A 21,191-nucleotide genomic window follows, 5' to 3' on the forward strand; every position below is an offset into this window, starting at 1 on the left:
GTCAGCTCGGCCTGCTTAGCTCGGCTGAAATCCGTCCGAGCTGTTCGAGCCGCTTTTCCAGCGACGGGTGAGTTGAGAACCAACCAATTACTTCCTTGCCGCTGAGGGCCGGAATCAGGAAGAACTGGTTGTAGGCGCCGACCTTGCGCAGGTCCTTGCTGGGTATCCGGCCCATTTCGCCGGAAATCTTCACCAGCGCCGAGGACAGGGTGCTCGGCGCGCCGGTGAGGTACGCGGCGGCCCGGTCGGCGGCAAGCTCCCGGTAACGGGACAGCACCCGGATCAGCACGAACGACAGGGCGTAGACGATCGCGCCGACCAGCGTGGCGATCAGCTGGATCGGCACTCCGTTGTTGTTATTGTTCCTGCCCAGCCCGGTGTACAGGAAGGACCGCATCATGACGCCGGCGATAACGCCCGCGACCCCCGCCACCGTCATCACGGTCACGTCCCGGTGGGCGACGTGCGACAGCTCATGGGCAAGGACGGCTTCGACCTCGTTGCGGTCCAGCCTCCGCAGCAGCCCCGTCGTCACACAGATGACGGAGCGTTCCGGTGACCGTCCGGTTGCGAATGCGTTCGGCATGTCAGCGTTCGAGATTGCGACAGTTGGCTTCTTCATGTCGGCCATCTGGCACAGCCGGTCCACGATGGTGTGCAGCTCGGGGGCTTCCTCGGGGCTGACGACCCGGCCGCCCATGGCGCGCATCGCCAGCTTGTCCGAGAAGTACCATTGGCCCCAGAAGATCGCGCCACTGATCAGCACCGCGAGGATTACTCCGCCGACGGACCGCCCGAGCATCCACCAGATGGCGAGAATCAGCACAACGTAGATCAGACCGAGCATGAACATCGTCGAACCCATACGGAACGAGAGCCCGGCGTCGCGGGTGAAACGGGTATTGGTCATTGAGTAGCTTAAGTCCTTAGGAAGTTCCTGGGATTAGTCCATCGGCGTTCAGTAGCTGCCGGACTTCCTCAACGGAGGCGTCCGGGTACGGCACCACGATGTCCGACGAGCCGAGATAGTCATCTTCAACCGGGTGGGACACGGTGACCAGGTGCTCGCGCAACTGGGTCAGCGCCCGGCTGATAGCTGCCTGGTCCCCGGACTGTACGGCTGTGTCCAACTGCTCGTCGAATTTTTGGATTTCGGGAAGGTCGGCGTCCGGAACCTGGAACTGTCCTTCGCCCAGAACGCGAATGATCACTGTGCGCCACCTTCCGGTGCGTTCTGCTGCTTGGGCTGCGCCTGCTGGTCAGGCTGGGCGGAGCCGTTGCCACCTTCGATCTGGCCCGATGTCTGGCTGCCAGGCAGGGAGCTTCGCATCCGGTTCAATTCCATCTCGACATCGGAAGTCGACGACATCCGATCAAGTTCGGCAGAGATATCATCCTTCTGCGAACCGGTGACGTCGTCGAGTGCGCCGGAGGCCAGTAGCTCGTCGACGGCACCCGCACGCGCCTGCAGCTCCGCGGTCTTGTCCTCGGCACGCTGCACCGCGAGTCCGACATCGCCGAACTCTTCGGAGATCCCGGAGAAGGCTTCGCCGATCTTGGACTGTGCCTCGGCCGCGGTGTAGGTGGCCTTGAGGGTTTCCTTCCGGGTGCGGAAAGCGTCGACCTTGGCCTGCAGGCGCTGCGAGGCAAGTGTCAGCTTCTGCTCTTCAGCCTGCAATCCCTGGTGCTGCGTCTGCAGGTCGCCGATCTGCTGCTGCAGTCCGGACTTGCGGGTGAGCGCCTCACGGGCGAGATCCTCGCGGTTGACGGTCAGTGCCTTCTGCGCCTGATCGCCGAGTTTGCCCTGCTGCTGTTCCAGCTTGCCGATCTGAAGCTCGAGCCGCTTGCGGCTGGTAGCAACGTCGGCGACACCGCGGCGCACCTTCTGCAGGAGTTCAAGCTGCTTCTGGTAGGAGTAGTCGAGGGTCTCATTGGGGTTTTCGGCAGCGTCGATGGCCTTATTGGCCTTCGCCTTAAAAATTGCGCTGATCCGTTGGAAAATGCCCATTGGCGTGTGTGGCTCCTCTTATTTGTGACTACCGGCCTGCACCGCAGCTAGCAGTTGAAAGAAACTGCGTCCTGCTTTGAAGACGAGCGTCGTCGGCTTGTAGTTCCCGTAGGCCTTCACATTATCGCCCAGGCCCCTTGGTTAGTACACCGATGTCGACGGCAGCCGCCACAATTTGTGACCTTTTCGAGGCAGGGCTCATCCGGCGAACAATCTGGTATTGGACATTTCGACCTCCGCGTACTGCTGACCCGCGACCGTGAGCGCCTCGTTGATGTTGGTCAGCGATTCCCGCACCCGTTCCTGCACGCCTCGCCATTCGGTGATCACCTGTTGAAATGACTGCGCAGCCGAACCACGCCAGGAATCCTGCAAAGCGGTCAGGTTGCGCATCATCTGATCGACCTCGTTGCTGATATTGGCCGACGAGGTGCTCACCGCGCCGGCAGCCGAGGCGACCCGATCCGCGTCTACTTCGAAAGTACCCATTTGTCTCTCCCAAGGATGAGGTGGATGTGTTTCGAAAAACGCTACGGTCGTCGATAACCGGAACGGGCGCCGACGGTCAATCTGTGGATAACCGTCGGCGCCCGCATCGATTGTGCACAGCCCGGCGACGCTACGGTCAGGCCGGCTTCGCCTGCAGGGTGATCTCCAGATCCTGGGACTGCCCGTTGCGTACCACTGTCACCTTGATGGTGTCGCCGACGGCCTTGGACCGGACCAGTGCCTGAAGCGAAATGGCACTGTTGACAGCTGTGTCGTCGACAGCGATGATCTCGTCACCCTTTTGCAGGCCACCCTTTTGGGCCGCCGTGCCGGAAACCACATTGCCGACCTTGGCGCTGCCACGTTCGACGCCGTTCAGCGCGACCGATGAACTGGACAGCTCGATACCGAGGTATGGATGCTGCGCCTTACCGGTCTCTATCAACTGGTCGACGATGGTGACAGTTGTGTCGATCGGAATGGCGAAGCCGATGCCGATCGAGCCGGGCTGACCGCCTTGTGAGCCACCGCCCTGCAGGCTGGCGATAGACGAGTTCACGCCGACCACCTCACCAGCGCCATTGACCAACGGACCGCCGCTGTTGCCCGGGTTGACCGCCGCGTCGGTCTGCACGGCATTGGTGATCACCGCGGATGGATCGCTGCTGCCATCCTCGGCGCCTTCATTCAGTGTTGTGACGGGACGGTTGAGAGCCGAGACGATTCCAGTGGTGACTGTGTCGGCGAGGCCCAGCGGGTTGCCGAGCGCCATCACCGGATCGCCGACCTTCAGCGTCGAGGACTTGCCGGCGGGCATTGCGGTGAAGCCCTCGGGCACGGTCTCCGCCTTGATCACGGCAAGGTCCGATTCGGGATCGAGTCCGACGATGCTCGCCTTGACCGTGTCACCGTTGTTGAAGATCACCTGTGCCTCGCCGCCGGCTTCTCCTGCAGATGCGACAACGTGATTATTGGTCACTATGTGGCCGGCGTTGTCGTAGATGAAGCCGGAACCCTGGCTGGTCAGCTGGCCTCCCTGTGCGACCTGGATCGCCACGACGCTCTTCGAGGCCGCCGAGGCGACCGCGGTCCAGTCCGGAGTCGTTGTCGTAGGCCCTTGTTTCTGGTTTGTGCCTTCGCCCTTCTCGGCGGTCACATTCGCACCCGCGTTGATCAGGTGTGAGAGGCCCAGCGTTGCGCCGCTGGCAAGCAGGGCCACGACAATGGCGACGGCGATGACGCCGAGCCAGCCCGGTCCGCGTCTTGCCGGTCGTTGCGTCGCCGGTGCCGCCTGCGCCGTGCCAGGGCCGGTCGTGCCCGGCCCGGTCGTGCCCGGAGCGGGGACGCCATAGCCCCGCGAGCCGGCTTCGGACTGTGACGGGTACCCCGGGGTCGTTTGCTGGCTATAACTGTTTTGCGGATGAGCCGACTGCGATGCCTGCGGCTGGTACGAGCCAGCCGTCGGATACGAACCCGTCGCAGGCTGGCTGGGGGCGGCAGGAGGTGAATTCCAGCCCGTCCCTGGCTGCTGGTTTCCCGGCTGGTGCGGCGAGCCCTGCTGTGAGCCTTGCTGCTGTGGCGAGCCCTGCTGTGGCGACACCGGCGGAGCTGGGAATCGCCGCGTTTCCTGCTGGTCCGACGATGACGGCGGGGTGGGACTGACGGGCCGGTCGTTCGGGTTCGACCCCGAATCGTGCTCTGACATCGCAACGCTCCTTGATTGGCTGAGTGCTCTTAGTCAACAACTATGAGCTAGGGTCGGTCTGAGATCCGGCTGGGAGGTCGCTGAGCGGCCCTGCCTCGGGCTCGGAGGGAAGCATGACCCGGAAAGTCGCTCCGCCGCCCTCCGTTGCTGCCACGTCGATGCTTCCGTGATGCGCGGCAACGATTGCAGCAGCAATAGACAACCCTAGTCCGGAACCGCCGGTATCCCGGTTTCTGGAGGCATCCAGGCGGTAGAAGCGTTCGAACACCCGGGGGACCTGTTCCTCGGTAAGCCCTTCGCCGTGATCCCGGACCTCAAGACAAACCTCATTGCCGCGTATCCCGACGGCAAGTTCGATCGGCGAACCTTCAGGCGTGTGCCGAATCGCGTTCGACATCAGGTTGGTGACCACCTGACGGATCTTGGCCTCGTCGCCGTGCACGGGGCTCGTCGCCGGTGCGTCCGGCCCGGAAAGGCCCACGAGTTCGACATCCCGATCCGGCGACTGTGCCTGAGCGTCGGCCACCGCATCGATGGCTATCTGGTTGACGCTGAAGGTGTGCCGGTCGGAAGGTCGTTCCTCGTCCAGACGCGCGAGCATCACGAGGTCTTCGACCAGTCCGCCCATCCGTTTGGCTTCGTTTTCGATCCGGCTCATCGCGGCGCCGATATCGTCGGGCTTGGTGATGGCGCCCTGCCGGTAAAGCTCGGCATAGCCGCGAATCGTGACCAGCGGAGTGCGCAACTCATGGCTGGCATCGGCGACGAAGCGGCGCATCCTGGATTCCGATGCGGTCCGGACCTGGAAAGCGGTTTCGATCTGGCCGAGCATGGTGTTCAACGAGGAACTGAGGCGTCCGAGTTCGGTGTCGGCTGGAGCCGTGGCAACACGTTTTGACAGGTCGCCGGCCGCGATAGCCGATGCTGCCTTTTCGATATCCCGCAGAGGTTTGAACGCGCTGCTGATCGCCAACCAACCGATTGCTCCGGCAAGTGCCAGTGCGATCAGGCCGATGCCGATCTGGGTGGCGCGCACCTTGTCGAGGATCTCCTGGACTTCCGAATCGAGCGGGATGGCGATCGCCACGTAATAGTCGGTCTGGTCGACGGGAAGTGCGAGAACCCGCCATTCACTGTCGGTGCCGTCGACGGTGAATGGCTTTCCTTCTGTTTTCCTGACCAGGTTCTCGGTGACCGGACCGATCCGGGGCTTATCCGAACCGCCGTCGGAGACCGCCGGAAATGCCTTGCCGCCATCGCGTTTGTAGAACTGGACGTAGTACTCCGCCGGCTTCAGGTTGCGCAGCGACTGTTCGATCGGCGTCGGGTCCGCCTCGTCTTGTCCGTCGGTGCCGAAGATCTCGCTTGCCGCATCGAGCGCGAGAGCCTGATAGGCATCGATCAGTCGTTCATCGTTGCGTTCCATCAGGTTCGACTTGAGATTGTTCAAAGTCCACGCGCTTGTCCCCAGCATGGAGAGCAGCAGCAGAATCATCGTGATGCTGACCAGCTTGCTGGTCAGCGACCAGTCGTCCCAGAACGCCTTGCGCTTGCTGCGCGGTGGCTGCCTCGGCTTCGGGGGCGCCGGAGGAACGGGCGGAATGTTCGTGGCCGCCCCCTTACCGGCCGTTCCCTTACTAGCCGTTCCCTTATTGGGCGTAGAGCTGAACACGAACAGGTCAGCCCGGATTGCTGGCGCGGAGCATGTAGCCGACGCCGCGTTTGGTTTGAATCATCGGTGTCCAACTGTCGCGTAATTGCTTGCCTGGCTCGTCCGGTTCCGGCGCGACGTCGATCTTGCGCCGCAGGTAGGAGATGTAGGACTCGACGATTCCGGTGTCGCCGCCGAAGTCGTACTCCCACACATGGTCGAGGATCTGAGCCTTGGACAGTACCCGGTTCGCGTTGAGCATCAGGTACCGCAACAGCTTGAATTCGGTGGGGGAGAGGTCGATCATCACACCGGCGCGGCGCACTTCGTGCGTGTCGTCGTCGAGTTCCAGGTCGCCGACTGTGAGTACCGCCGACTCGTCCTCTTCCAGGCCACGGGTGCGGCGCAGGACCGCCCGGATCCGAGCGACAACTTCTTCGAGGCTGAATGGTTTGGTGACGTAGTCATCGCCGCCGACCGTCAGGCCGGTGATCTTGTCCGACGTCTCGTCACGGGCGGTCAGGAAGACGACGGGTATGTGGCGTCCTGAGGACCGGAGCCGCCGGGTGACGGTGAAGCCGTCCATATCCGGAAGCATTACATCGAGGACGACAAGATCGGGCTGGTTCTCCTCGGCGGCCCGAAGGGCCTCATTGCCGGTGCCGGCAGCAACGACATCGAAGCCGGCGAATCGAAGGCTTGTCGCGAGAAGTTCCCGGATATTGGGCTCGTCGTCGACGACGAGGAGCCGCGCTTCGGTTTCAGGTTTAGTGGTCACGGTGAATAGTCTGAACCGCATAGCTGAGAATCAGCTGGGTGTTACTTGAAAATGATTTAGATTCGATGCACCGGAGCCGCGGCCTTCTGTTTTAGGGTGGGCCTTATGGCATCCCCTTCAACGCTTCAGGCTGGCCCCGGCACCCGCGGCTCGAATCTGCCGGCACCCCCCAGGGACAGGCGTCCGCTGCTGGCCGGCCTCGCCGTCCTGCTCATCCTCGTCGGCGCTCTGGCGAGTGGGCTGATCGCCTACCGCAGTGGGAGCCGGTCCGACGTCCTGGTTGCAGCTCATGAGATAAAGCCGGGCGAGACGATCACCGCCGAAGACTTCACCACGACGCGGGTCGCATCGGACGGCGCCGAGGTCATCGATGCGGCGTCGCTGGACAACTTCCTCAATACTCAGGCCCTCGTGACGATACCCGAGGGCACCCTGGTCAACCGGAGCATGTTCGTCACCGGGTCGGCGGTTCCGGCCGACGCGGTTGTCGTCGGCCTGGTGCTGACGGCGCAGCAGCAGCCGGCGCAGCCGATCAAAGTCGGCGACGTCGTCCGGCTGTTCAGGTCAGCCCAATCGGGTGAATCGACCGGTGGCTCGACCGGAAGCGCGGGCGAGGTGCTGGCCAACGCCGTGAAGGTGATGGAGGTCGGCAGGTCAGCCGAAGGCAGCAGCTCAACCCGGGTATCGGTGTTGGTGAGTGCGGAAGCTGCCAGCCAACTGATTCCCGCCTCGACCGCGGGACAGGTCGCCGTGGCGAAGCTTGCGGCGAACACCAAACCAGCCGTCGACCTCCAGGGAAACTGAGATGGCAGTCGTTTTGTTTACGGCCGCGAAGGGCGCGCCGGGTGTGACCACGACGGCCATGCTCGCGGCATCCCTGTGGCCCCGTTCGGCAGTTCTCGTGGACGCCGATCCTGCCGGAGGTGACATCGGCCTGAGGTTGCCACTGGCCGACGGCAGACCCGTCGACATGAACCGAGGGTTGCTGACCCTGCTGCCACTGGCCCGGCGCAGCCTGGCCGCGGCGGCGCTGCTCGACCACTCCCAACGACTTCTCGGTGGCACCGACCTGATTGCAGGCCTGGCGGGCCCTGAGCAGGCAAGCGCGGTTGGCCCGCTCTGGAATGTGCTCGCAGGGGCGTTCTCGGACCTGCCCGGCCACGACGTTCTGATTGACGCGGGAAACCTGCACGGGAGTTCAGTGCAGTTCCCCCTGGCCCGCTCTGCTGATCTGATTGTTTTCGTCATGCGTCCCCGGCTTGCCGACGTGATCCATACCCGGTCCAGGCTGACGGCGCTCCGATCCGAGCTCGTTACTGGAAGCTCCGGCAACGCACCGGACTTCGGGGTCATCGTCGTGGCGGCAGATAGGGAATTCCGGGAGGCCGAATCCACCTTCGCCTCGCTGGGTGAGGCGGCCGAAGGTGCCCGTTTCTTCGGCGCCGTCAGCCGCGACAAGCGTGGAATCGACATTTTCAACGGCGGAACTGTCCACCGGCCCGAACGCACTCATATTGTGCGTACCGGTCGGGTCGTGGTCGATGCTTTGGCGCAGGCGATCGGCATCGAAGCGCCAGCGGCGCGCGGAACGGCGAAGCCCGCGGCGCGAAAGACGAAGCGGGGCAAGGAGCAGGATCGTCGGGCTGTCGAGCCAGTTCCGACGAAGGCAGCGCCGACCGACCTCATGGAGGTGAAGCCAATGCCGACCGACCTCATGGAGAAAGACACAGTGATGGCGCCCGGAACGGCGAAGCCCGCGGATGCGGCCGTCCCTCAGCTGGTATCCGGTGCCGCGCTGCCGGCACGCCCGCAACACCCGCCAGCCGCGCCCGCGGGTCAAGCGGCTAGCCCGATGAGCCGCAAGGAGCTGCGGAAGCTCGGCAACGACCGATCGTCGAAGAAGGGCCGGTCATGAGCACGACAACCGACCACACCCTGGTCCGTGGCCTGCGCACCAAAGTTGCCGAGCGGCTGAACCAGCAGCGCCGCCGAGACGAGATCGCCGGCCGGACCGCGATGAGCAGCGAGGACGAGCGGCAGTTCGCACGATCGCTGATCGTGCAGGTGCTCGAGGACTTCGCCCGCGATGAGATCAGCCAGGGCAGAACTCCGCCCAGCTCTGAGGATGAAGAGGCCACCGCCGGCGCCATCCATGCCGCCCTGTTCGGCGTCGGCCGGCTGCAGCCGCTGCTGGAAAACCCTGACGTGGAAAACGTCGACATCAACGGCTGTGATCAGGTTTTCGTCGGCTACAGCGACGGCAGGGAGGAGATGCACGAGCCGGTCGCTGAAAGCGATGACGAGCTGGTAGAGCTGATTCAGATCCTCGCGGCGAATGTCGGACTTTCCAGCAGGCCGTTCGACTCGGCGAACCCGCAGCTCGACCTGCGCCTCCCAGATGGCTCCCGGCTCTCGGCGGTGATGGGTGTCTGCACCCGCCCGGCGATCAGCATCCGGCGCTCCAGGCTTGGCAAGGTTTTCCTGCCGGATCTGGTCGCCACCGGAACCATGACGCCCGATGTCGCCGAGTTTCTCACCGCGGCGGTCGCGGCACGGAAGAACATCATGATTGCCGGCGCTACCAACGCTGGAAAGACCACGATGCTTCGTGCGCTGGCAAACTGTGTCGGGCCATCCGAGCGACTCGTCACCGTCGAACGCTCGATGGAACTCGGCCTCGACCACTTCACCGACCTGCACCCGAACTGCGTTGCCTTTGAGGAACGGCTGACGAACTCCGAAGGCCTCGGCGGTGTGACTATGGCCGAACTGGTGCGTCGATCGCTGCGGATGAACCCCTCGCGGGTGATCGTGGGTGAAGTGCTCGGTGATGAGATCGTCACGATGCTCAACGCGATGAGCCAGGGAAACGACGGCTCGCTGTCGACGATCCATGCCAATTCGTCGCTTGAGGTGTTCAACCGGATTGCGACCTATGCACTTCAGGCCGAGGAAAATCTGCCGGTTGAGGCAACCCACATGTTGATCGCGGGGTCGATCAATTACGTCGTGTTCCTGCGGAAGCAGAACACCTATGAGTCCGGCGGCAGCCTCAACCGGGTGGTCGAATCCATTCGTGAGGTGACCGGTGTGGACGGCAGGGTGTTGTCCAGCGAGATTTTTGCGCCAGACCCAAGCGGCCGGGCCGTAGCGCACGCGCCTATCGCCTCCTCGGCGGATCTTGCCGCGCACGGCTACCAGCCCGACGCGGCACAGCGGTGGACCTGATGTCAGGGATCGGCTGGACGGTGCCGGCCGCGGTCGGTGCAGGTGCCTTCGTCGGCATCGCGCTCTTTCTGCTGATACTTGCCCTCGTCGGCTGGCCACGGCGAGATATGTCGAAACCGAGCCTGTTTCGCCGAGTCACCGGCGGCCGGTCGGCATCGTCGCGGCTCGTCTGGGCGGTCGTTTCCGGGGTCGCCGTGCTGGCGCTCACCGGCTGGATCGTCGCCGCGGTCGGTATCGGCCTGCTGGTGGGTTACTGGGACCGGCTGGTTGGCAGTGCCAAGCAGGAACAACTGGCCGTTATGCGGCTCGAGGCCCTGGCGACCTGGACCGAATCGCTTCGGGACACCATCGCCGGCGCAGTCGGACTCGAACAGGCAATTCCGGCCAGTGTTGCCGCGACGCCTCCCGTGATCCGACCGCAGCTCAACCTCCTGGTCGATCGGCTTCGAATTCGTGAACCGCTCCCGTCTGCCCTGCAGAGCTACGCCGATGACCTGAACGATCCCGGTGCGGACATGATCGTCGCGGCGCTCATCCTCAATGCCCGGCTGCGCGGCCCAGGCCTGCGCGATGTCCTCAGCTCGCTTGCGGTCTCAACCCGTGAGGAACTCGATATGCGGCGGCGGATCGATGCCTCGCGCGCCGGCATTCGCCGGAGTGTGCGGATCGTGATCGTCATCGTGCTCGGCGTTATGGGTGGGCTTGCGGTGTTCAACAAGTCATACGTGGAACCTTTCGGCGACTTCACCGGGCAGCTGGTGCTGCTCATGGTCGCCCTGCTGATATTCGGCGGACTGTACTGGTTGCGCCGGCTCGCCGATCCGGAACGCAGGGAACGGTTCCTGGTGAGGGGCAAGGAATCGGCTGCCGAACCGGATCCGGGCTCCACCTCCGCCAGACCGGGCAACCGATCCGATGCCAGGACCAGATCATGACTCTGCTGTGGTCGCTGCTGGCCGGTGCGCTCGCTGGGCTGGGGATCTACGCGCTGCTCAGAGTGTTCCTGCGCCCGAAGCCCGGTGTGGCCACGCTGGTTGCCCGAATCGACGCCGGACGAAAGTCCATGCGCAGTCAGACAACGACGGCGCTGGAGCGCTCCCGCGGCATTTCCGGATTCGGGCAGAGCCTGAATGCCAGGGTCACTGACTTTTTTGAGGTTCAGGCCACGGATCGCGGCTGGCAACTCGGCAAAGTGCGAAATGATCTCGCCATCATGGGCCGAAGCGCCGGACAGTTTCTGGCAACGAAATTGTTCATCGGGCTCGGATTGTTTCTGCTTGCGCCCTTCGTCTGGGGGGTTTTGCGCCTTTTGTCGGTTCCGCTGCCCAGTGCGATTCCATTGGTACTCGCCGTCGTTCTCGGCCTTGTCGGCTTCTTCCTCCCGGATCTGGCACTCAGGCAAGAAGCCGACCGGCGTCGCAAGGACTTCCGAAAAGTCGTTGGAGTGTTCCTCGACCTGGTAGCCATGAACCTGGCCGGTGGACGCGGCCTACCCGAGGCACTGCTCGCGGCATCGACGGTCAGCGAACACTGGAGCCTGGTGCGGATCCGGCAGGCGCTTGCCAATGCGAGGCTTTTCGGCGTCACCCCGTGGGAAGCGCTCGGCGTCCTCGGCGAAGAGATAGCCATTGACGAACTGCGGGACCTCGCCGGAGCGCTTGGCCTGGCCGCTGATGACGGCGCAAAGATCCGGTCATCGCTTTCGGCACGTGCGGCGACACTCAGGGCGAAGGAACTGTCCTCCGTGGAAGGCAAGGAGGGGGAGCGCTCGCAATCCATGCTGGTGGCACAGTTGTTGCTGTCGGCCGGATTTCTGGTTTTCCTCGCCTATCCGGCCATCGCCCAGCTGCTGGGTGCGCAATGATGTGTTTGACGTCTATTCCGCCGACCCGAGTACTATCTAAAACGTCCGGAATACCCCTGACCAGACAAAGTGGAGAATCTCATGCCCCAATCCCTCGGCGTCCCCACCACCGCAGGTGCTGGCAACCGAGTCCGACGTGCCTGGAACCGGTTGCGCTCCAGCGCCGGTCGTGCGCGTGACCGGGGTGCCTCCGCGATCGAGTGGGTAATCATCACCGCTGTGCTCGTCGTCGTGGTGTCGATCATCGGCGGCGTTGTGTACAACGTTGTGCAGACGAAGAGCTCTGAGCTTGAAAAGTGCGCCAACCAGCCGGTGGGATCAAAGGGCTGCGGCCCCTAGGGCTCGTGATGGCCCGGCTTCGGAAGACCAGCGGCGCACGAACCGGTGCGAGAGATCGCGGCAGCAGCGCCATCGAGATGGCATTCATAGCGCCGGTGCTTATCCTGTTCATCTTCTTCGTCGTCCAGGCCGCGCTGTTCTTCTATGGCAAGAACGTGGCTGTGCAATCGGCTCGCGAAGGAGTCTCGCAGCTGAGACTGCTTTCAGACCGGGAGCAGTTTGCCGCCGGGTCAGGTGACATCGAGCGCTACACCGAGAACTTCGCCTCGAGCATCGGAAGGGAATCACTGATCGGCGCGGAGGCGACCTCCAGGTTTGACGGCGAAAAGGGCGAGGCCTCGATGACAGTGACCGGCCGGGTGATCTCCCTGGTGCCCGGGCTCAAACTGACTGCCAGCGGCGAGGCTTCCGGGCAGATCGAGCGATTCGAGCCCGCCCAGTGAGGCCTCGTGCCAAGGACCGCGGCTCGATGTCGGTCGAGCTGGTGATCATCATCCCGATGCTGTTGCTCGTCGTCGCCCTGGTGTACGCCTACGCCCGGGTTGCGCTGGTCAACGCCAACTTCGAAGCGGGAGTTCGCGACGCTGCCCGGGCTGCCAGCCAGTCCCGCAGCGCCGGTGAGGCGGAGGAGACCGCACGCCGGGTGGTCGAACAAGGAGTCGCCCGGCAGTCGCCACAGTGCCTGGAAAGCCTGCGCATCGAATCGATACCTGACCTGACGCCCGGATATGTGGTCACGGTGCAGGCCGAGTGCGACTATGCGCTGAGCGACCTGCTGGTGTTCGTTCCTGGTGAGGTGACGGTGGCCTCGCAGTTCTCCTCGCCGGTCGACCCCAACCGCGGCGTCACGCCATGATGGAGCTACGTCGAAGGCTGCTGTGCATCAATCAGGGTGATAGCGACTCGGGATGCGCCGACCGGGGCTCGGTGTCTCCCATGGTGCCGATCCTGACCATCGTGATCCTGCTGCTCGGAGGCCTGATCGTTGATTCCGGACGGCAGCTCAACGCGCGCGGCCGGGCCGTTGCGTACGCGCAGGAAGCGGCGCGTGCCGGTGCGGCTCGGATCGATCTGACCTCGGCCGACCTCAGGCTGCAGCCAGTCGATCAGGTCGCGCAAGCGGTGGCCACCTACTGTGCCGAGGTCGAAGCGGACGGCGCGGTGACCTCGTGCGAATTCCGCCGAATCGATCCGGTGTCCGCCAGCGACGACCGCAAGTTGGTTGTCGTCGTCGACGTCACCCTCTCGGTGCGCGCAACTCTGATGGGCATCGTCGGAGTGCAGGAACTGAACGCATCAGGCACCGGCCGGGCCAGGCCGTTTGAAGGCGTCGACGAGCCGGAGGCTTGATATTGCACGGCGGAGTCTGGTTATTCTTGAGCGAAGGAACTTCTTACTATCCCCACTGCAGAACGGTATGAATTTCTTGGCCTCCCAGCGATCCCTCGGCGTGATGGCAGTCGGTGCGATCTGTGCTGCCCTGATTGCCGGCTGCTCGCCGCCGGGAAATGCAGAGGAGAAGCCGCTCAGCCCGGCAAGCGGATCCGCGGAATCGCCGGCCACCGCGCCGGCATCGCCGAGCGCCGAAGCAGGCGAAACTGAAAGCAGCGACGAAGCGCTGTCCGAATTCGAGGATGACCCGGCTGTGCAGGGCATGCGCGGGTTTTACTCCGCGATCGCCAAGGCGACGAATCAGGGCGACTTCACCCTGAAGGAACTGCAGAAGTATTCGACGCAGCGGCGGCAAGAACTGAACGAATCGACGATGAAGGACGCAAAGGGACTGGAGTTCCCCGGGCCGATCCCGTTCACGCCGATTAAAGTGCGGTCGGATTCCGACGATCAGAAGACCATACTTGCCTGCGGGTGGGATAGCGGCTGGGCCAAGGACAAAAAGACCGGCAAGCCGCGCGACGAGTTCAGAGTTGACGGTGGAGAGGTCGAAATGCTTCGCGAGGACGGCAACTGGAAGGTCAACAAGGTGGTTGGCGCAACGATCGACTGCTCAACAGTGGACGTGAAGAAGGTGGAATGGTGACAAGGAACCTGCCCCGTCGGCTGCTCACCGCGTTGCTCGTGCTGCTGATGACTAGTGCCGGCGCCGGCTCGGCGTTCGCTTTCGGCTCCGAGGAAGATGGACCCGTCATCCCCGAGGTCAACAACGACCTGCAAACCGGGGAGTACGAGGGCTGCCAGGTATTTCGCAGCTCGACGACCTACGGGCTCAGCTGCGGAAGTTCGGTTGGCGGTGACCCCGAGACGAACAAGGAGATCCTGGACAAGGACAAGTATCCGGAATGCTGGTACGAGGATCCGCCCTTCGACCCGCCGGCGCCGCCGGAAGACGCCAAGCCGAACGGCCGCTACGTGATCGAGCGCTGCATCGACAATCTGGGTGACCTGGAAAAAGACGACGGCGCGATGCCGGATGATATCCGGGCCACCCTTGAGCTCAAGTATGTCTACGATGTCCTGCACCTGACCGATAACCAGAAGCGGCTGGTCGAGAAGCTCGCCCTGACGAAGAACCGGATTCCCGAGCCGATCCTGACGGTCCAGCCGAGCGAGGATCCGCGGGTCGGCGCCGACAGCTTGTTTACCCTCGCGGACGACGACATCGAGGCGGAGACAGTGCAGGCCGGCGGCGTGTACATTCGCGCCGTCGCGCAGGTACTGAACGTGGAACCGGTCGGCGTCGGCCGCGATCAGATCCGCTGCGCGGTCAACAAGGAGACGATGGCCGAGTTCGCCGACGGCGACACCCCGCTAATCCGGAACACCAGTTGTTGGTATCGATACACCAGTTCCAGCGCCGGCCAGGAAGACAACGAATACCGGGCAAAGGCAACGGCCTACTGGCAGGTCCAGGTGTCGGTCGACGGCAAGAAGTGGACAAACTTCGAGGACCCGATTTCCAAGGAAGCCATCGTCCCGATCACTGTGCGTGAGGTTCAGACCCAGGTAGTTCCCTAAGTTCTTCACCAAGCTTTTCGACGAAGACGGAGATCACAATGACCTACGTTCCCACCGGAACCAGGCTTCCCACTCGGGGCGGTCCCAGCCCGGCGGAGCGCCGACGCGAAATCGTGAAGGGCTTGCTGGCCACTCTCGGCGCCGTGGTCGTCGTGCTGGGCATTCCGGCCGCACTGGTCTTCTTCATCGGCAACCCGTTGCCCACCGAGCCACCCTCAATGTCCTGGCTGACCAGGGGACTCAGCGTCGACGCGATTATCAACGTGATCGCCGTGGTGGTCTGGATCGCCTGGGCGCATTTCACCGTATGCCTGATCGTGGAATTCCGCTCCGCCCGCAGGGGCAAGGGCCTTCCGGGCCGGATGCTGCTTGGCGGCAGCGGACAGATGGCAGCGCGTCGGCTGGTCGCGGCGATTCTGTTGCTGGCCGGAGCAGCCACCTTCGCCCCCGGGCTTCAGGACGCGCCGGCGCAGGGCAGTCAGACCGTTGCGGAACAGACCACGAAGATCCAGGATGCCGACGCCGCGATCGAGAAGGCGCTGGCAGAGAACTCTGCGGCGGAATCGGCTGAGTCCGGAAAGGAAGCCGCGGCGGACAAGGTGATCACCTACACCGTCCACCCGCCCCAGGGCCGGCACTACGACACCCTGTGGGATATCTCCGAGCGCTACCTTGGCGATCCGCTGCGGTACAAGGAGATTTACCAGCTCAATAAGGACCAGACCCAAGCTGATGGCCGCAAGCTGCACGATGCCGACCTGATCCACCCGGGCTGGGTGCTTGAAATGCCAGCGGACGCCGTCGGCAAGGGGCTCCACGTGAGTGAAAAGACGCCGGCGTCCGTACCCGGTTCCGGCCGGGACGGGGACGTTGAGACCGTCGATGCGGCCGACACCGGAGCGGCGGCGAGCCTATCGGGCGCCATCTCGGACGGGATCAGCGGTTCCGTTGCGACATCGTCGGCATCATCGAAGGTCTCGGCTGGGGCGGATGACGCGTCTGCCGATGGGATCAGGCTCGGTATCGGATCCGCGCTGCTGGCCGCCGGGTTGCTTACCGCGCTGAGCGCGCGGCGCGGCCCCTACGGTGCTCCGGGCGAGGGCGAGGCAGCCCTGCGGGTCGCCGCCAACGGCGAACTTGCCGCGGCAATCAACAAGAGTCTGCGACATCTGGCTGCCGCCCGCACGGAGCAGCAGCGGCCACTGCCCGAGGTCTCGGTGGCGTACTGCTCGACCGAACGCATCGTGCTGCACCTGATCGGCTCGGTGGAGGACTGCGTCGAACCGCCCACGCCGTGGACGCTGTCGGAGAACGGCAGATCCTGGACAGCGGATCTTGCTGACTTCCCGGATGAAACCCCGGATGTCGCCGCGCCATACCCTGCGCTGGTCAACGTTGCACAGGCCCACGGCTTCGAGCTGCTGATGGACCTGGAGGCAGCGCCGGGACTCGTCGCGGTTGGCGGAGACGACACAGTGGCCCGCGAGGTGGTCAGCTCCATCGCCGTCGAACTCGCCACCAACGGCTGGTCAGACGGCGTCAACGTGACAATGGTCGGCTTTGGCGACGACCTGTCCAGCCTGGCGCAGGCCTCCATAACGCATGCCCGGGCATTGTCCGAGGTGCTTGACGAGATTGTTCAGGAATCCGAAGCGCGGACGAAACTGCTGAGTCAGCTCGGAATCGAGGGCGTGCTAACCGGACGCCAGTCACGTGAGGTTGGACGAAGCAAGCCGCGGGTTCTGGTCCTGTCCGGTCAGCCGACGCCGGGGGAGGCCGAGCAGTTGCAGCGCCTGGTCGGTTCGGGCCGCACGCCGCTCGCCGTCATCTGCCTTGGCGCCGCTCCGAGCGCGCGCTGGCAGATTGTTGCCGAAGCGGACGGGCAGCTTGGCTGCAAGGTTCTGGGACTGCGAGGCGAGGCACGGCGTCTGGCCCGCGAGGACTACCTGAGCGTTATCGACCTGCTGAAGTCGGCCGACGCCCGTCGTGCCGAGCTCAGCGAAGAAATTGCTGCGCTGACGCCGGGCGAGGCGGCTCGCCGACGGCTCGCCGTTCATCCGGACGGCGACGACAGCGGTACCGGCCACGTCCCGTCTCCGGGAGCGGCGCTGCCCGAGCCGTCCGCGGTCCTCAACGCGCCGGCCGCGGTCATGGTGCACTTACTGGGAACTGTGCGGGTCGAGGCCGTGGCTGCTCCGGACGAAGCCCAGCGTCCGCTACTGACCGAAATTGTGGTGGCAGCGGCGTTGCATCCCGAGGGATTGCACGATGCCGTGTTCCGGTCCAGCATCTGGCCGCGCGGGGCGAGCCAGGACGTCATCGATGGCGCTGTCGCCAAGGTGCAGTCCTGGCTGGGTGTGGATGGCTCCGGCCTGCCGCGATTCCGTACCCGCGACGACGGCATGTGGGTGCTCTCGGATGACGTTCGGACCGACTGGGATGTGCTGTGCGCGCTTGCGGCGGCGGCATCGGGCGGCAATGAGCTGGCGACCCTGCAGGCCGCCCTTGGATTGGGCGACGGCGAAGCGTTCTCGGGGACGCCGGCCGGGCGTTACGGCTGGTTTGCCTTCCACAAGGCCGCCCGCGAGGCACGCGTCGTCACCGTCGCGGTAGCCCGGCGGGCAGCGGGCCTTGCCGAGGGCAATGGCCGGAATGACGATGCAGTGGCAGCGCTGCGACAGGCGATCGTACTCGTCCCGGCTTCCGAAGTGCTGTGGCGAGACCTGCTCAGGCTGGTCGGCGGAAACGACCCGGGGGCCGCGAGCTCGGTTGCCGACGAGATGTACCGCGCGCTGGAGCGTGCCAGAATCTCGCTGCCCGAGCCGGAAACCGACGCTCTCGTCGATCAGCTGGCGCCGGGCTACCGCGCCGCGACGGCATAGAGGCCTGGCTCCCTGTGGTGACAGCTACGATGCGTGCGACAACAATGGAGGAACGATGGTAGGCGGTGATCCCGCTGCGCTCAAGGCAGTTGCTGGGAGAATTCCGGGGCTGGTCCAGGACACCACTGGATCGGGCAAGAGCCTGACAGCCGCGATCACCAGCGCATCGGGAGGCGCCGGTGACGCGAGAGTTTCGGCGGCGCTTGACACGCTGGGTGCAGTGCTTGGTGGCGACATACTTGCCGGGAGCATCGCAATGGGGACATCCGGTGATGTCGTTGGGGCGAGTGGCGACGCGATCGCGAAGGCGTTCGGTTAGTGGGTGTCGAAGCGTTTGTAGACATCAAAGGTTCTCCCGAGACGCTGTTATCCGGCGAAAGGTCGCTAATAGCCGTGGCAACCACGTTGGGTGGCGTTGCGACGTCGTCCAGGACTCAGTTTGTTACCGCAGTCGGGGCGCTCACCGGGCCGAGAGCGCAGGAACTGAGCTCGCTCTCGACGGTCATTGTGGACAGGATCGACGCCGCATCACTGAATGCCGGGAGCGCCGCAGGTTACCTCGGGGCTTATGGCATCGTCCTCGAAGCGGCGAAGAGAGACATGCCGGATCTCAAGTCCGAGTGGCTAACTCTGCAGAAGACTGCCAATCCCGGCGAATCCGGAATGTGCACTCCGGACAACCCCTCCGGCGAAGCTGTGGATCCGGCCCTGGTCAGCCAGGCTCAGCAGCGCCAAAAGGAACTGGAACGGCAGGCAGCGAATATCGTCACTAACCTTGACGCGTCCGCCAAGTCATCGTCGACGTCGCTCAATGGTATTTCCAACTCCGTCGTTCCCAATGCGGCCGGGATGTCCCCGGACGACGCGCTGAGAAAGGTGTTGGGGGTCGTTGCCGGTATAGATCCGGCCGTTGCCGCCAATGCATCGTGGACGGTGCTCAAAACCGGCGGCAAATACGCCAAGATGGCTCGGGACCTGTACAAACTTCCGAGCAAGGTGCGTAACGCGAAAGCGCTGATAGACGGATACAAGTCAGTGCGAGCGGCCCGGGAGGTCCTGGCCGAGGCCCAGGCGACGAATCGCGGCGTCCTGAAGACGATTAGTACGATCATCTATCGGAACGAAAACGCGGCTAAAAGCGTCGGAGCCGGGCGCTACCTCACCGCACAGGACCTGCTGAAGGGGAAGAAGCTAGACCTGACCGCGAAGACGATTCAGGTAAAGGCCCCCTGGGTTACTCCGGACGGCAAACCGATGTCGGCTTCCGAGTACCGAAACTGGGTGAAGGCCAACCCGGGTGCCGCCGATGACATCAAGCCGATACAGACCACGGCGGGCAGGTTCATCGACTCAGCGAAGTGGTCATCCAAGTACGCCAAGGGCCTCGGCGTGATCAGCCTCGGGAGTAACCTCCAGACTGCGATCACCGGCAGCCAGTACGGAACCGGAGCCCGAGGGACCGCCGACAGGTTGTTCGCGGGCGCAGGAGTGGCGACCGGAACAGCCTCGCTGCTGGCCACTGCCGGGCTCATCACCCTGGGTCCGGTCGGCGCCGGGATCATTCTCGTCGTGGGGGTTGTGTCGTTGGCCTGGTCGGTCGGGAATCTCATCTATGACAATCGCAAGGCAATCGGCGAGGGCATTCAAAAGGCCGGCGAGGGGATCAAGAAGGCCGGCGAATGGGTTGGCGAAAAGGCCAAAAAACTGTGGCCTTTTTAGGGCCGGACGGTGCCAGGAAGGGCGGGCACAGACAAGAACGACGATTGATCTATCGTGAGCGTCTCTGGCCCTCCGGTTATGGGCTGATGTTCTGTCTTGTCCTTTGGGTCGCCTGCATCGTGCTGGTGGATCAGACGCAGGACACGCCGCTGTGGGTCGATGCCCTGATCGCCTCGGGAGTGGCAGGTGTCGTCCTGGCCCTGTTACTTTCCGGCGCGCTGGAGGTGCACCGGGTGTACTCGGACGTGCTGATGACCGGTTGGCGCGAAGGTAACAGCTATCTGATTCCGTACCGAAGCATTGAGCTGGGATCTGTGCGTGTGTATCGGAGGTCGATGGCCATCAGGCGGAAGTACCCAGAAACGTCGCTCGGCGCGACCAGGGCCAACGTTTCACACCACTACGCAGTCACCTTCGTCTGCACGGCGCAGGGTGGCGGCGGAAGTGTAGTCGCCACGTCTGTGACGGGTTGGCAGGAGCGCTGGATACTGACTACGCAGCATCCTCGAAGGTTCCTGGCCGCTCTCGAGGAAGCAATGGTTGGGAAGGGTATCGCCAAGGCCCGTGGGTTAGCGGATTTGCCATTTCATTCGCTTAAGGATCATGACGACTGGCGGGACAAGCACTACGAGGCTTCCTAAGCCACATACCCGTGGCTTCCCTTATGCAGGTTCGAGAGAGAGAAAAATATGGCAGAACAGATCGACGACTCTGACCTGACGATTCCAGGCGTCAATCAGTTCAGGGCGCGCACCGAAACCAAGATTGCGGTGCTTGAAGTCCTGCGGACGGGCCGTGCAGGACGATACCCAGTGGTTCAGCTGACGGACGAAGAACTTTATGCGTTGGAAGGGGACCGGGACCCGATAGCGGGGATGCCTTACCTGTCCACTCTCAAGGGAGAGCAGCGCGAGTTTGCACGGGAGATAGCGTCACGTTCGATGGCGTCACGTGACCTGATCAGGATCAGTGACGTCGACGAACAGGGGATGCCGACTTTCGCTTTGCCTGCCGAGGTGCAGGGCGTTCTTGCTGCACGGTCGGCGGCATCGAGCGTGATAATCGCGGAACGCCAGGCGTCAGAGGCCGGAGTGGTCCGGGTGCTATTCATCCAAGCGGACCAGGAAGTCGTCGTTGAAGAAGAAGTTCTTCCGGCAGGAGTTCACGTATTCTCCGTCAAGCCGTTTGATGCCGCCGCCGAGGATCTGCAGGAGTTTCTCGACCCGGATGCCGTCGCGTCGGTCAGCGGAAAGCCCCGCGAAGTGGATCTGGTTGCGGTCACCCGCGGTGAGGCGACGTACGGGCCAATCGAGAACGAAGCCCGCTGGGCATCTGTGCTCACCCTCGTGACGGCAAACGATGCCAGCGGTCAAACATCACCGGTCGATGGCGATGCCACAGTGCAGGAACGTCGACTGACGGTCTACTGCGCGCAGGACCGGGTTGAGGTCGCGGAGCCACATCCGGATTCAGCCGTTGTGGATATACGTGCTTTCAGTGAGGATGAGCTCAGGGAACTCGTTCTGGAACTCGTGACTGGCGGCGCCTGAGTAGT

General features: G+C 63.7%; 23 protein-coding genes. 16 read left to right on the top strand and 7 right to left on the bottom strand.

What is annotated here, in order from left to right; all coding sequences use genetic code 11:
- Nucleotide 1: 1 nt before the first annotated feature.
- From htpX to LWF01_RS02295, 7 genes are all read right to left on the bottom strand, one after another.
- The gene (gene htpX / locus LWF01_RS02265; protein ID WP_349639417.1) at nt 2-910 is read right to left on the bottom strand and encodes a zinc metalloprotease HtpX; all 909 of its coding nucleotides are present in this window, start codon (nt 908-910) and stop codon (nt 2-4) included.
- A gap of 16 nt (nt 911-926) precedes the next feature.
- Entirely contained in the window at nt 927-1,211 is a 285-nt protein-coding gene (gene pspAA, locus LWF01_RS02270) for a PspA-associated protein PspAA (RefSeq protein WP_349639418.1), read from the bottom strand.
- Nucleotides 1,208-2,008, bottom strand: a complete 801-nt coding sequence (locus tag LWF01_RS02275; RefSeq protein ID WP_349639419.1) for a PspA/IM30 family protein — start codon at nt 2,006-2,008, stop codon at nt 1,208-1,210. The genes pspAA and LWF01_RS02275 overlap by 4 nt, the downstream gene beginning before the upstream one ends.
- A 198-nt stretch (nt 2,009-2,206) precedes the next feature.
- On the bottom strand, nt 2,207-2,497 hold the full coding sequence (locus LWF01_RS02280) for a WXG100 family type VII secretion target (protein ID WP_349639420.1): 291 nt from the start codon (nt 2,495-2,497) through the stop codon (nt 2,207-2,209).
- Nucleotides 2,498-2,633: 136 nt separating this feature from the next.
- On the bottom strand, nt 2,634-4,202 hold the full coding sequence (locus LWF01_RS02285; RefSeq protein WP_349639421.1) for a S1C family serine protease: 1,569 nt from the start codon (nt 4,200-4,202) through the stop codon (nt 2,634-2,636).
- A 40-nt stretch (nt 4,203-4,242) separates the two neighbouring features.
- A complete protein-coding gene (locus LWF01_RS02290) occupies nt 4,243-5,874 on the bottom strand; it encodes a sensor histidine kinase (RefSeq protein WP_349639422.1) in 1,632 nt (543 codons plus the stop codon).
- A 7-nt stretch (nt 5,875-5,881) separates the two neighbouring features.
- Nucleotides 5,882-6,631, bottom strand: a complete 750-nt coding sequence (locus tag LWF01_RS02295; protein ID WP_349639423.1) for a response regulator transcription factor — start codon at nt 6,629-6,631, stop codon at nt 5,882-5,884.
- A 105-nt stretch (nt 6,632-6,736) separates the two neighbouring features.
- Here LWF01_RS02295 and LWF01_RS02300 point away from each other — a divergent pair, with 105 nt between their 5' ends.
- The 16 genes from LWF01_RS02300 (at nt 6,737) to LWF01_RS02375 (ending at nt 21,186) form a co-directional block, all read left to right on the top strand.
- Nucleotides 6,737-7,435 (top strand): SAF domain-containing protein, encoded by a 699-nt coding sequence (locus LWF01_RS02300; RefSeq protein WP_349639424.1) that lies wholly within the window; start codon nt 6,737-6,739, stop codon nt 7,433-7,435.
- 1 nt (nt 7,436) lies between these two features.
- Nucleotides 7,437-8,546 carry a MinD/ParA family ATP-binding protein gene (locus LWF01_RS02305; RefSeq protein ID WP_349639425.1) on the top strand — a complete coding sequence of 370 codons (1,110 nt, stop codon included), beginning with the start codon at nt 7,437-7,439 and terminating at the stop codon, nt 8,544-8,546.
- Nucleotides 8,543-9,859, top strand: a complete 1,317-nt coding sequence (locus tag LWF01_RS02310) for a TadA family conjugal transfer-associated ATPase (RefSeq protein WP_349639426.1) — start codon at nt 8,543-8,545, stop codon at nt 9,857-9,859. Before LWF01_RS02305 ends, LWF01_RS02310 begins: the two co-directional genes overlap by 4 nt.
- Nucleotides 9,859-10,794 (top strand): type II secretion system F family protein, encoded by a 936-nt coding sequence (locus LWF01_RS02315; protein ID WP_349639427.1) that lies wholly within the window; start codon nt 9,859-9,861, stop codon nt 10,792-10,794. The genes LWF01_RS02310 and LWF01_RS02315 overlap by 1 nt, the downstream gene beginning before the upstream one ends.
- Nucleotides 10,791-11,723: a type II secretion system F family protein gene (locus LWF01_RS02320; protein WP_349639428.1), complete on the top strand. Its 933-nt coding sequence runs from the start codon at nt 10,791-10,793 to the stop codon at nt 11,721-11,723. The genes LWF01_RS02315 and LWF01_RS02320 overlap by 4 nt, the downstream gene beginning before the upstream one ends.
- An 81-nt stretch (nt 11,724-11,804) precedes the next feature.
- Nucleotides 11,805-12,062 carry a hypothetical protein gene (locus LWF01_RS02325; protein WP_349639429.1) on the top strand — a complete coding sequence of 86 codons (258 nt, stop codon included), beginning with the start codon at nt 11,805-11,807 and terminating at the stop codon, nt 12,060-12,062.
- A gap of 8 nt (nt 12,063-12,070) precedes the next feature.
- Nucleotides 12,071-12,505 (top strand): TadE/TadG family type IV pilus assembly protein, encoded by a 435-nt coding sequence (locus LWF01_RS02330; RefSeq protein ID WP_349639430.1) that lies wholly within the window; start codon nt 12,071-12,073, stop codon nt 12,503-12,505.
- Between the two features lie 26 nt (nt 12,506-12,531).
- A complete protein-coding gene (locus LWF01_RS02335) occupies nt 12,532-12,918 on the top strand; it encodes a TadE/TadG family type IV pilus assembly protein (RefSeq protein ID WP_349639431.1) in 387 nt (128 codons plus the stop codon).
- A complete protein-coding gene (locus LWF01_RS02340; RefSeq protein ID WP_349639432.1) occupies nt 12,915-13,412 on the top strand; it encodes a pilus assembly protein TadG-related protein in 498 nt (165 codons plus the stop codon). Before LWF01_RS02335 ends, LWF01_RS02340 begins: the two co-directional genes overlap by 4 nt.
- 67 nt (nt 13,413-13,479) lie before the next feature.
- Nucleotides 13,480-14,100 (top strand): hypothetical protein, encoded by a 621-nt coding sequence (locus tag LWF01_RS02345; RefSeq protein ID WP_349639433.1) that lies wholly within the window; start codon nt 13,480-13,482, stop codon nt 14,098-14,100.
- Entirely contained in the window at nt 14,097-15,035 is a 939-nt protein-coding gene (locus LWF01_RS02350) for a hypothetical protein (protein WP_349639434.1), read from the top strand. The genes LWF01_RS02345 and LWF01_RS02350 overlap by 4 nt, the downstream gene beginning before the upstream one ends.
- Before the next feature lie 38 nt (nt 15,036-15,073).
- Nucleotides 15,074-17,917, top strand: coding sequence for a hypothetical protein (locus LWF01_RS02355; RefSeq protein WP_349639435.1), 2,844 nt, complete (start codon nt 15,074-15,076; stop codon nt 17,915-17,917).
- Between the two features lie 55 nt (nt 17,918-17,972).
- Complete coding sequence (locus tag LWF01_RS02360; protein WP_349639436.1) at nt 17,973-18,236, top strand: hypothetical protein; 264 nt, start codon at nt 17,973-17,975, stop codon at nt 18,234-18,236.
- Nucleotides 18,237-18,310: 74 nt separating this feature from the next.
- Nucleotides 18,311-19,636 (top strand): hypothetical protein, encoded by a 1,326-nt coding sequence (locus LWF01_RS02365; protein ID WP_349639437.1) that lies wholly within the window; start codon nt 18,311-18,313, stop codon nt 19,634-19,636.
- Nucleotides 19,637-19,761: 125 nt separating this feature from the next.
- Nucleotides 19,762-20,277, top strand: a complete 516-nt coding sequence (locus LWF01_RS02370) for a hypothetical protein (RefSeq protein ID WP_349639438.1) — start codon at nt 19,762-19,764, stop codon at nt 20,275-20,277.
- 48 nt (nt 20,278-20,325) lie between these two features.
- Nucleotides 20,326-21,186: a hypothetical protein gene (locus tag LWF01_RS02375; protein ID WP_349639439.1), complete on the top strand. Its 861-nt coding sequence runs from the start codon at nt 20,326-20,328 to the stop codon at nt 21,184-21,186.
- Nucleotides 21,187-21,191: the final 5 nt, after the last annotated feature.

Source organism: Saxibacter everestensis (genome assembly GCF_025787225.1).
In the GTDB taxonomy this organism is placed as follows: Bacteria; Actinomycetota; Actinomycetes; order Actinomycetales; family Brevibacteriaceae; genus Saxibacter; species Saxibacter everestensis.

Bases quoted from the DNA above. Each gene is read 5' to 3' on its own strand.
- LWF01_RS02320 (WP_349639428.1), top strand. From the start codon at position 10,791: ATGACTCTGCTGTGGTCGCTGCTGGCCGGTGCGCTCGCTGGGCTGGGG.
- LWF01_RS02340 (WP_349639432.1), top strand. From the start codon at position 12,915: ATGATGGAGCTACGTCGAAGGCTGCTGTGCATCAATCAGGGTGATAGC.
- LWF01_RS02315 (WP_349639427.1), top strand. From the start codon at position 9,859: ATGTCAGGGATCGGCTGGACGGTGCCGGCCGCGGTCGGTGCAGGTGCC.
- LWF01_RS02325 (WP_349639429.1), top strand. From the start codon at position 11,805: ATGCCCCAATCCCTCGGCGTCCCCACCACCGCAGGTGCTGGCAACCGA.
- LWF01_RS02335 (WP_349639431.1), top strand. From the start codon at position 12,532: ATGTCGGTCGAGCTGGTGATCATCATCCCGATGCTGTTGCTCGTCGTC.
- LWF01_RS02345 (WP_349639433.1), top strand. From the start codon at position 13,480: ATGAATTTCTTGGCCTCCCAGCGATCCCTCGGCGTGATGGCAGTCGGT.
- LWF01_RS02285 (WP_349639421.1), bottom strand. From the start codon at position 4,202: ATGTCAGAGCACGATTCGGGGTCGAACCCGAACGACCGGCCCGTCAGT.
- LWF01_RS02280 (WP_349639420.1), bottom strand. From the start codon at position 2,497: ATGGGTACTTTCGAAGTAGACGCGGATCGGGTCGCCTCGGCTGCCGGC.
- htpX (WP_349639417.1), bottom strand. From the start codon at position 910: ATGACCAATACCCGTTTCACCCGCGACGCCGGGCTCTCGTTCCGTATG.
- LWF01_RS02375 (WP_349639439.1), top strand. From the start codon at position 20,326: ATGGCAGAACAGATCGACGACTCTGACCTGACGATTCCAGGCGTCAAT.
- LWF01_RS02300 (WP_349639424.1), top strand. From the start codon at position 6,737: ATGGCATCCCCTTCAACGCTTCAGGCTGGCCCCGGCACCCGCGGCTCG.
- LWF01_RS02355 (WP_349639435.1), top strand. From the start codon at position 15,074: ATGACCTACGTTCCCACCGGAACCAGGCTTCCCACTCGGGGCGGTCCC.
- LWF01_RS02275 (WP_349639419.1), bottom strand. From the start codon at position 2,008: ATGGGCATTTTCCAACGGATCAGCGCAATTTTTAAGGCGAAGGCCAAT.
- LWF01_RS02310 (WP_349639426.1), top strand. From the start codon at position 8,543: ATGAGCACGACAACCGACCACACCCTGGTCCGTGGCCTGCGCACCAAA.
- LWF01_RS02305 (WP_349639425.1), top strand. From the start codon at position 7,437: ATGGCAGTCGTTTTGTTTACGGCCGCGAAGGGCGCGCCGGGTGTGACC.
- LWF01_RS02330 (WP_349639430.1), top strand. From the start codon at position 12,071: ATGGCCCGGCTTCGGAAGACCAGCGGCGCACGAACCGGTGCGAGAGAT.
- LWF01_RS02360 (WP_349639436.1), top strand. From the start codon at position 17,973: ATGGTAGGCGGTGATCCCGCTGCGCTCAAGGCAGTTGCTGGGAGAATT.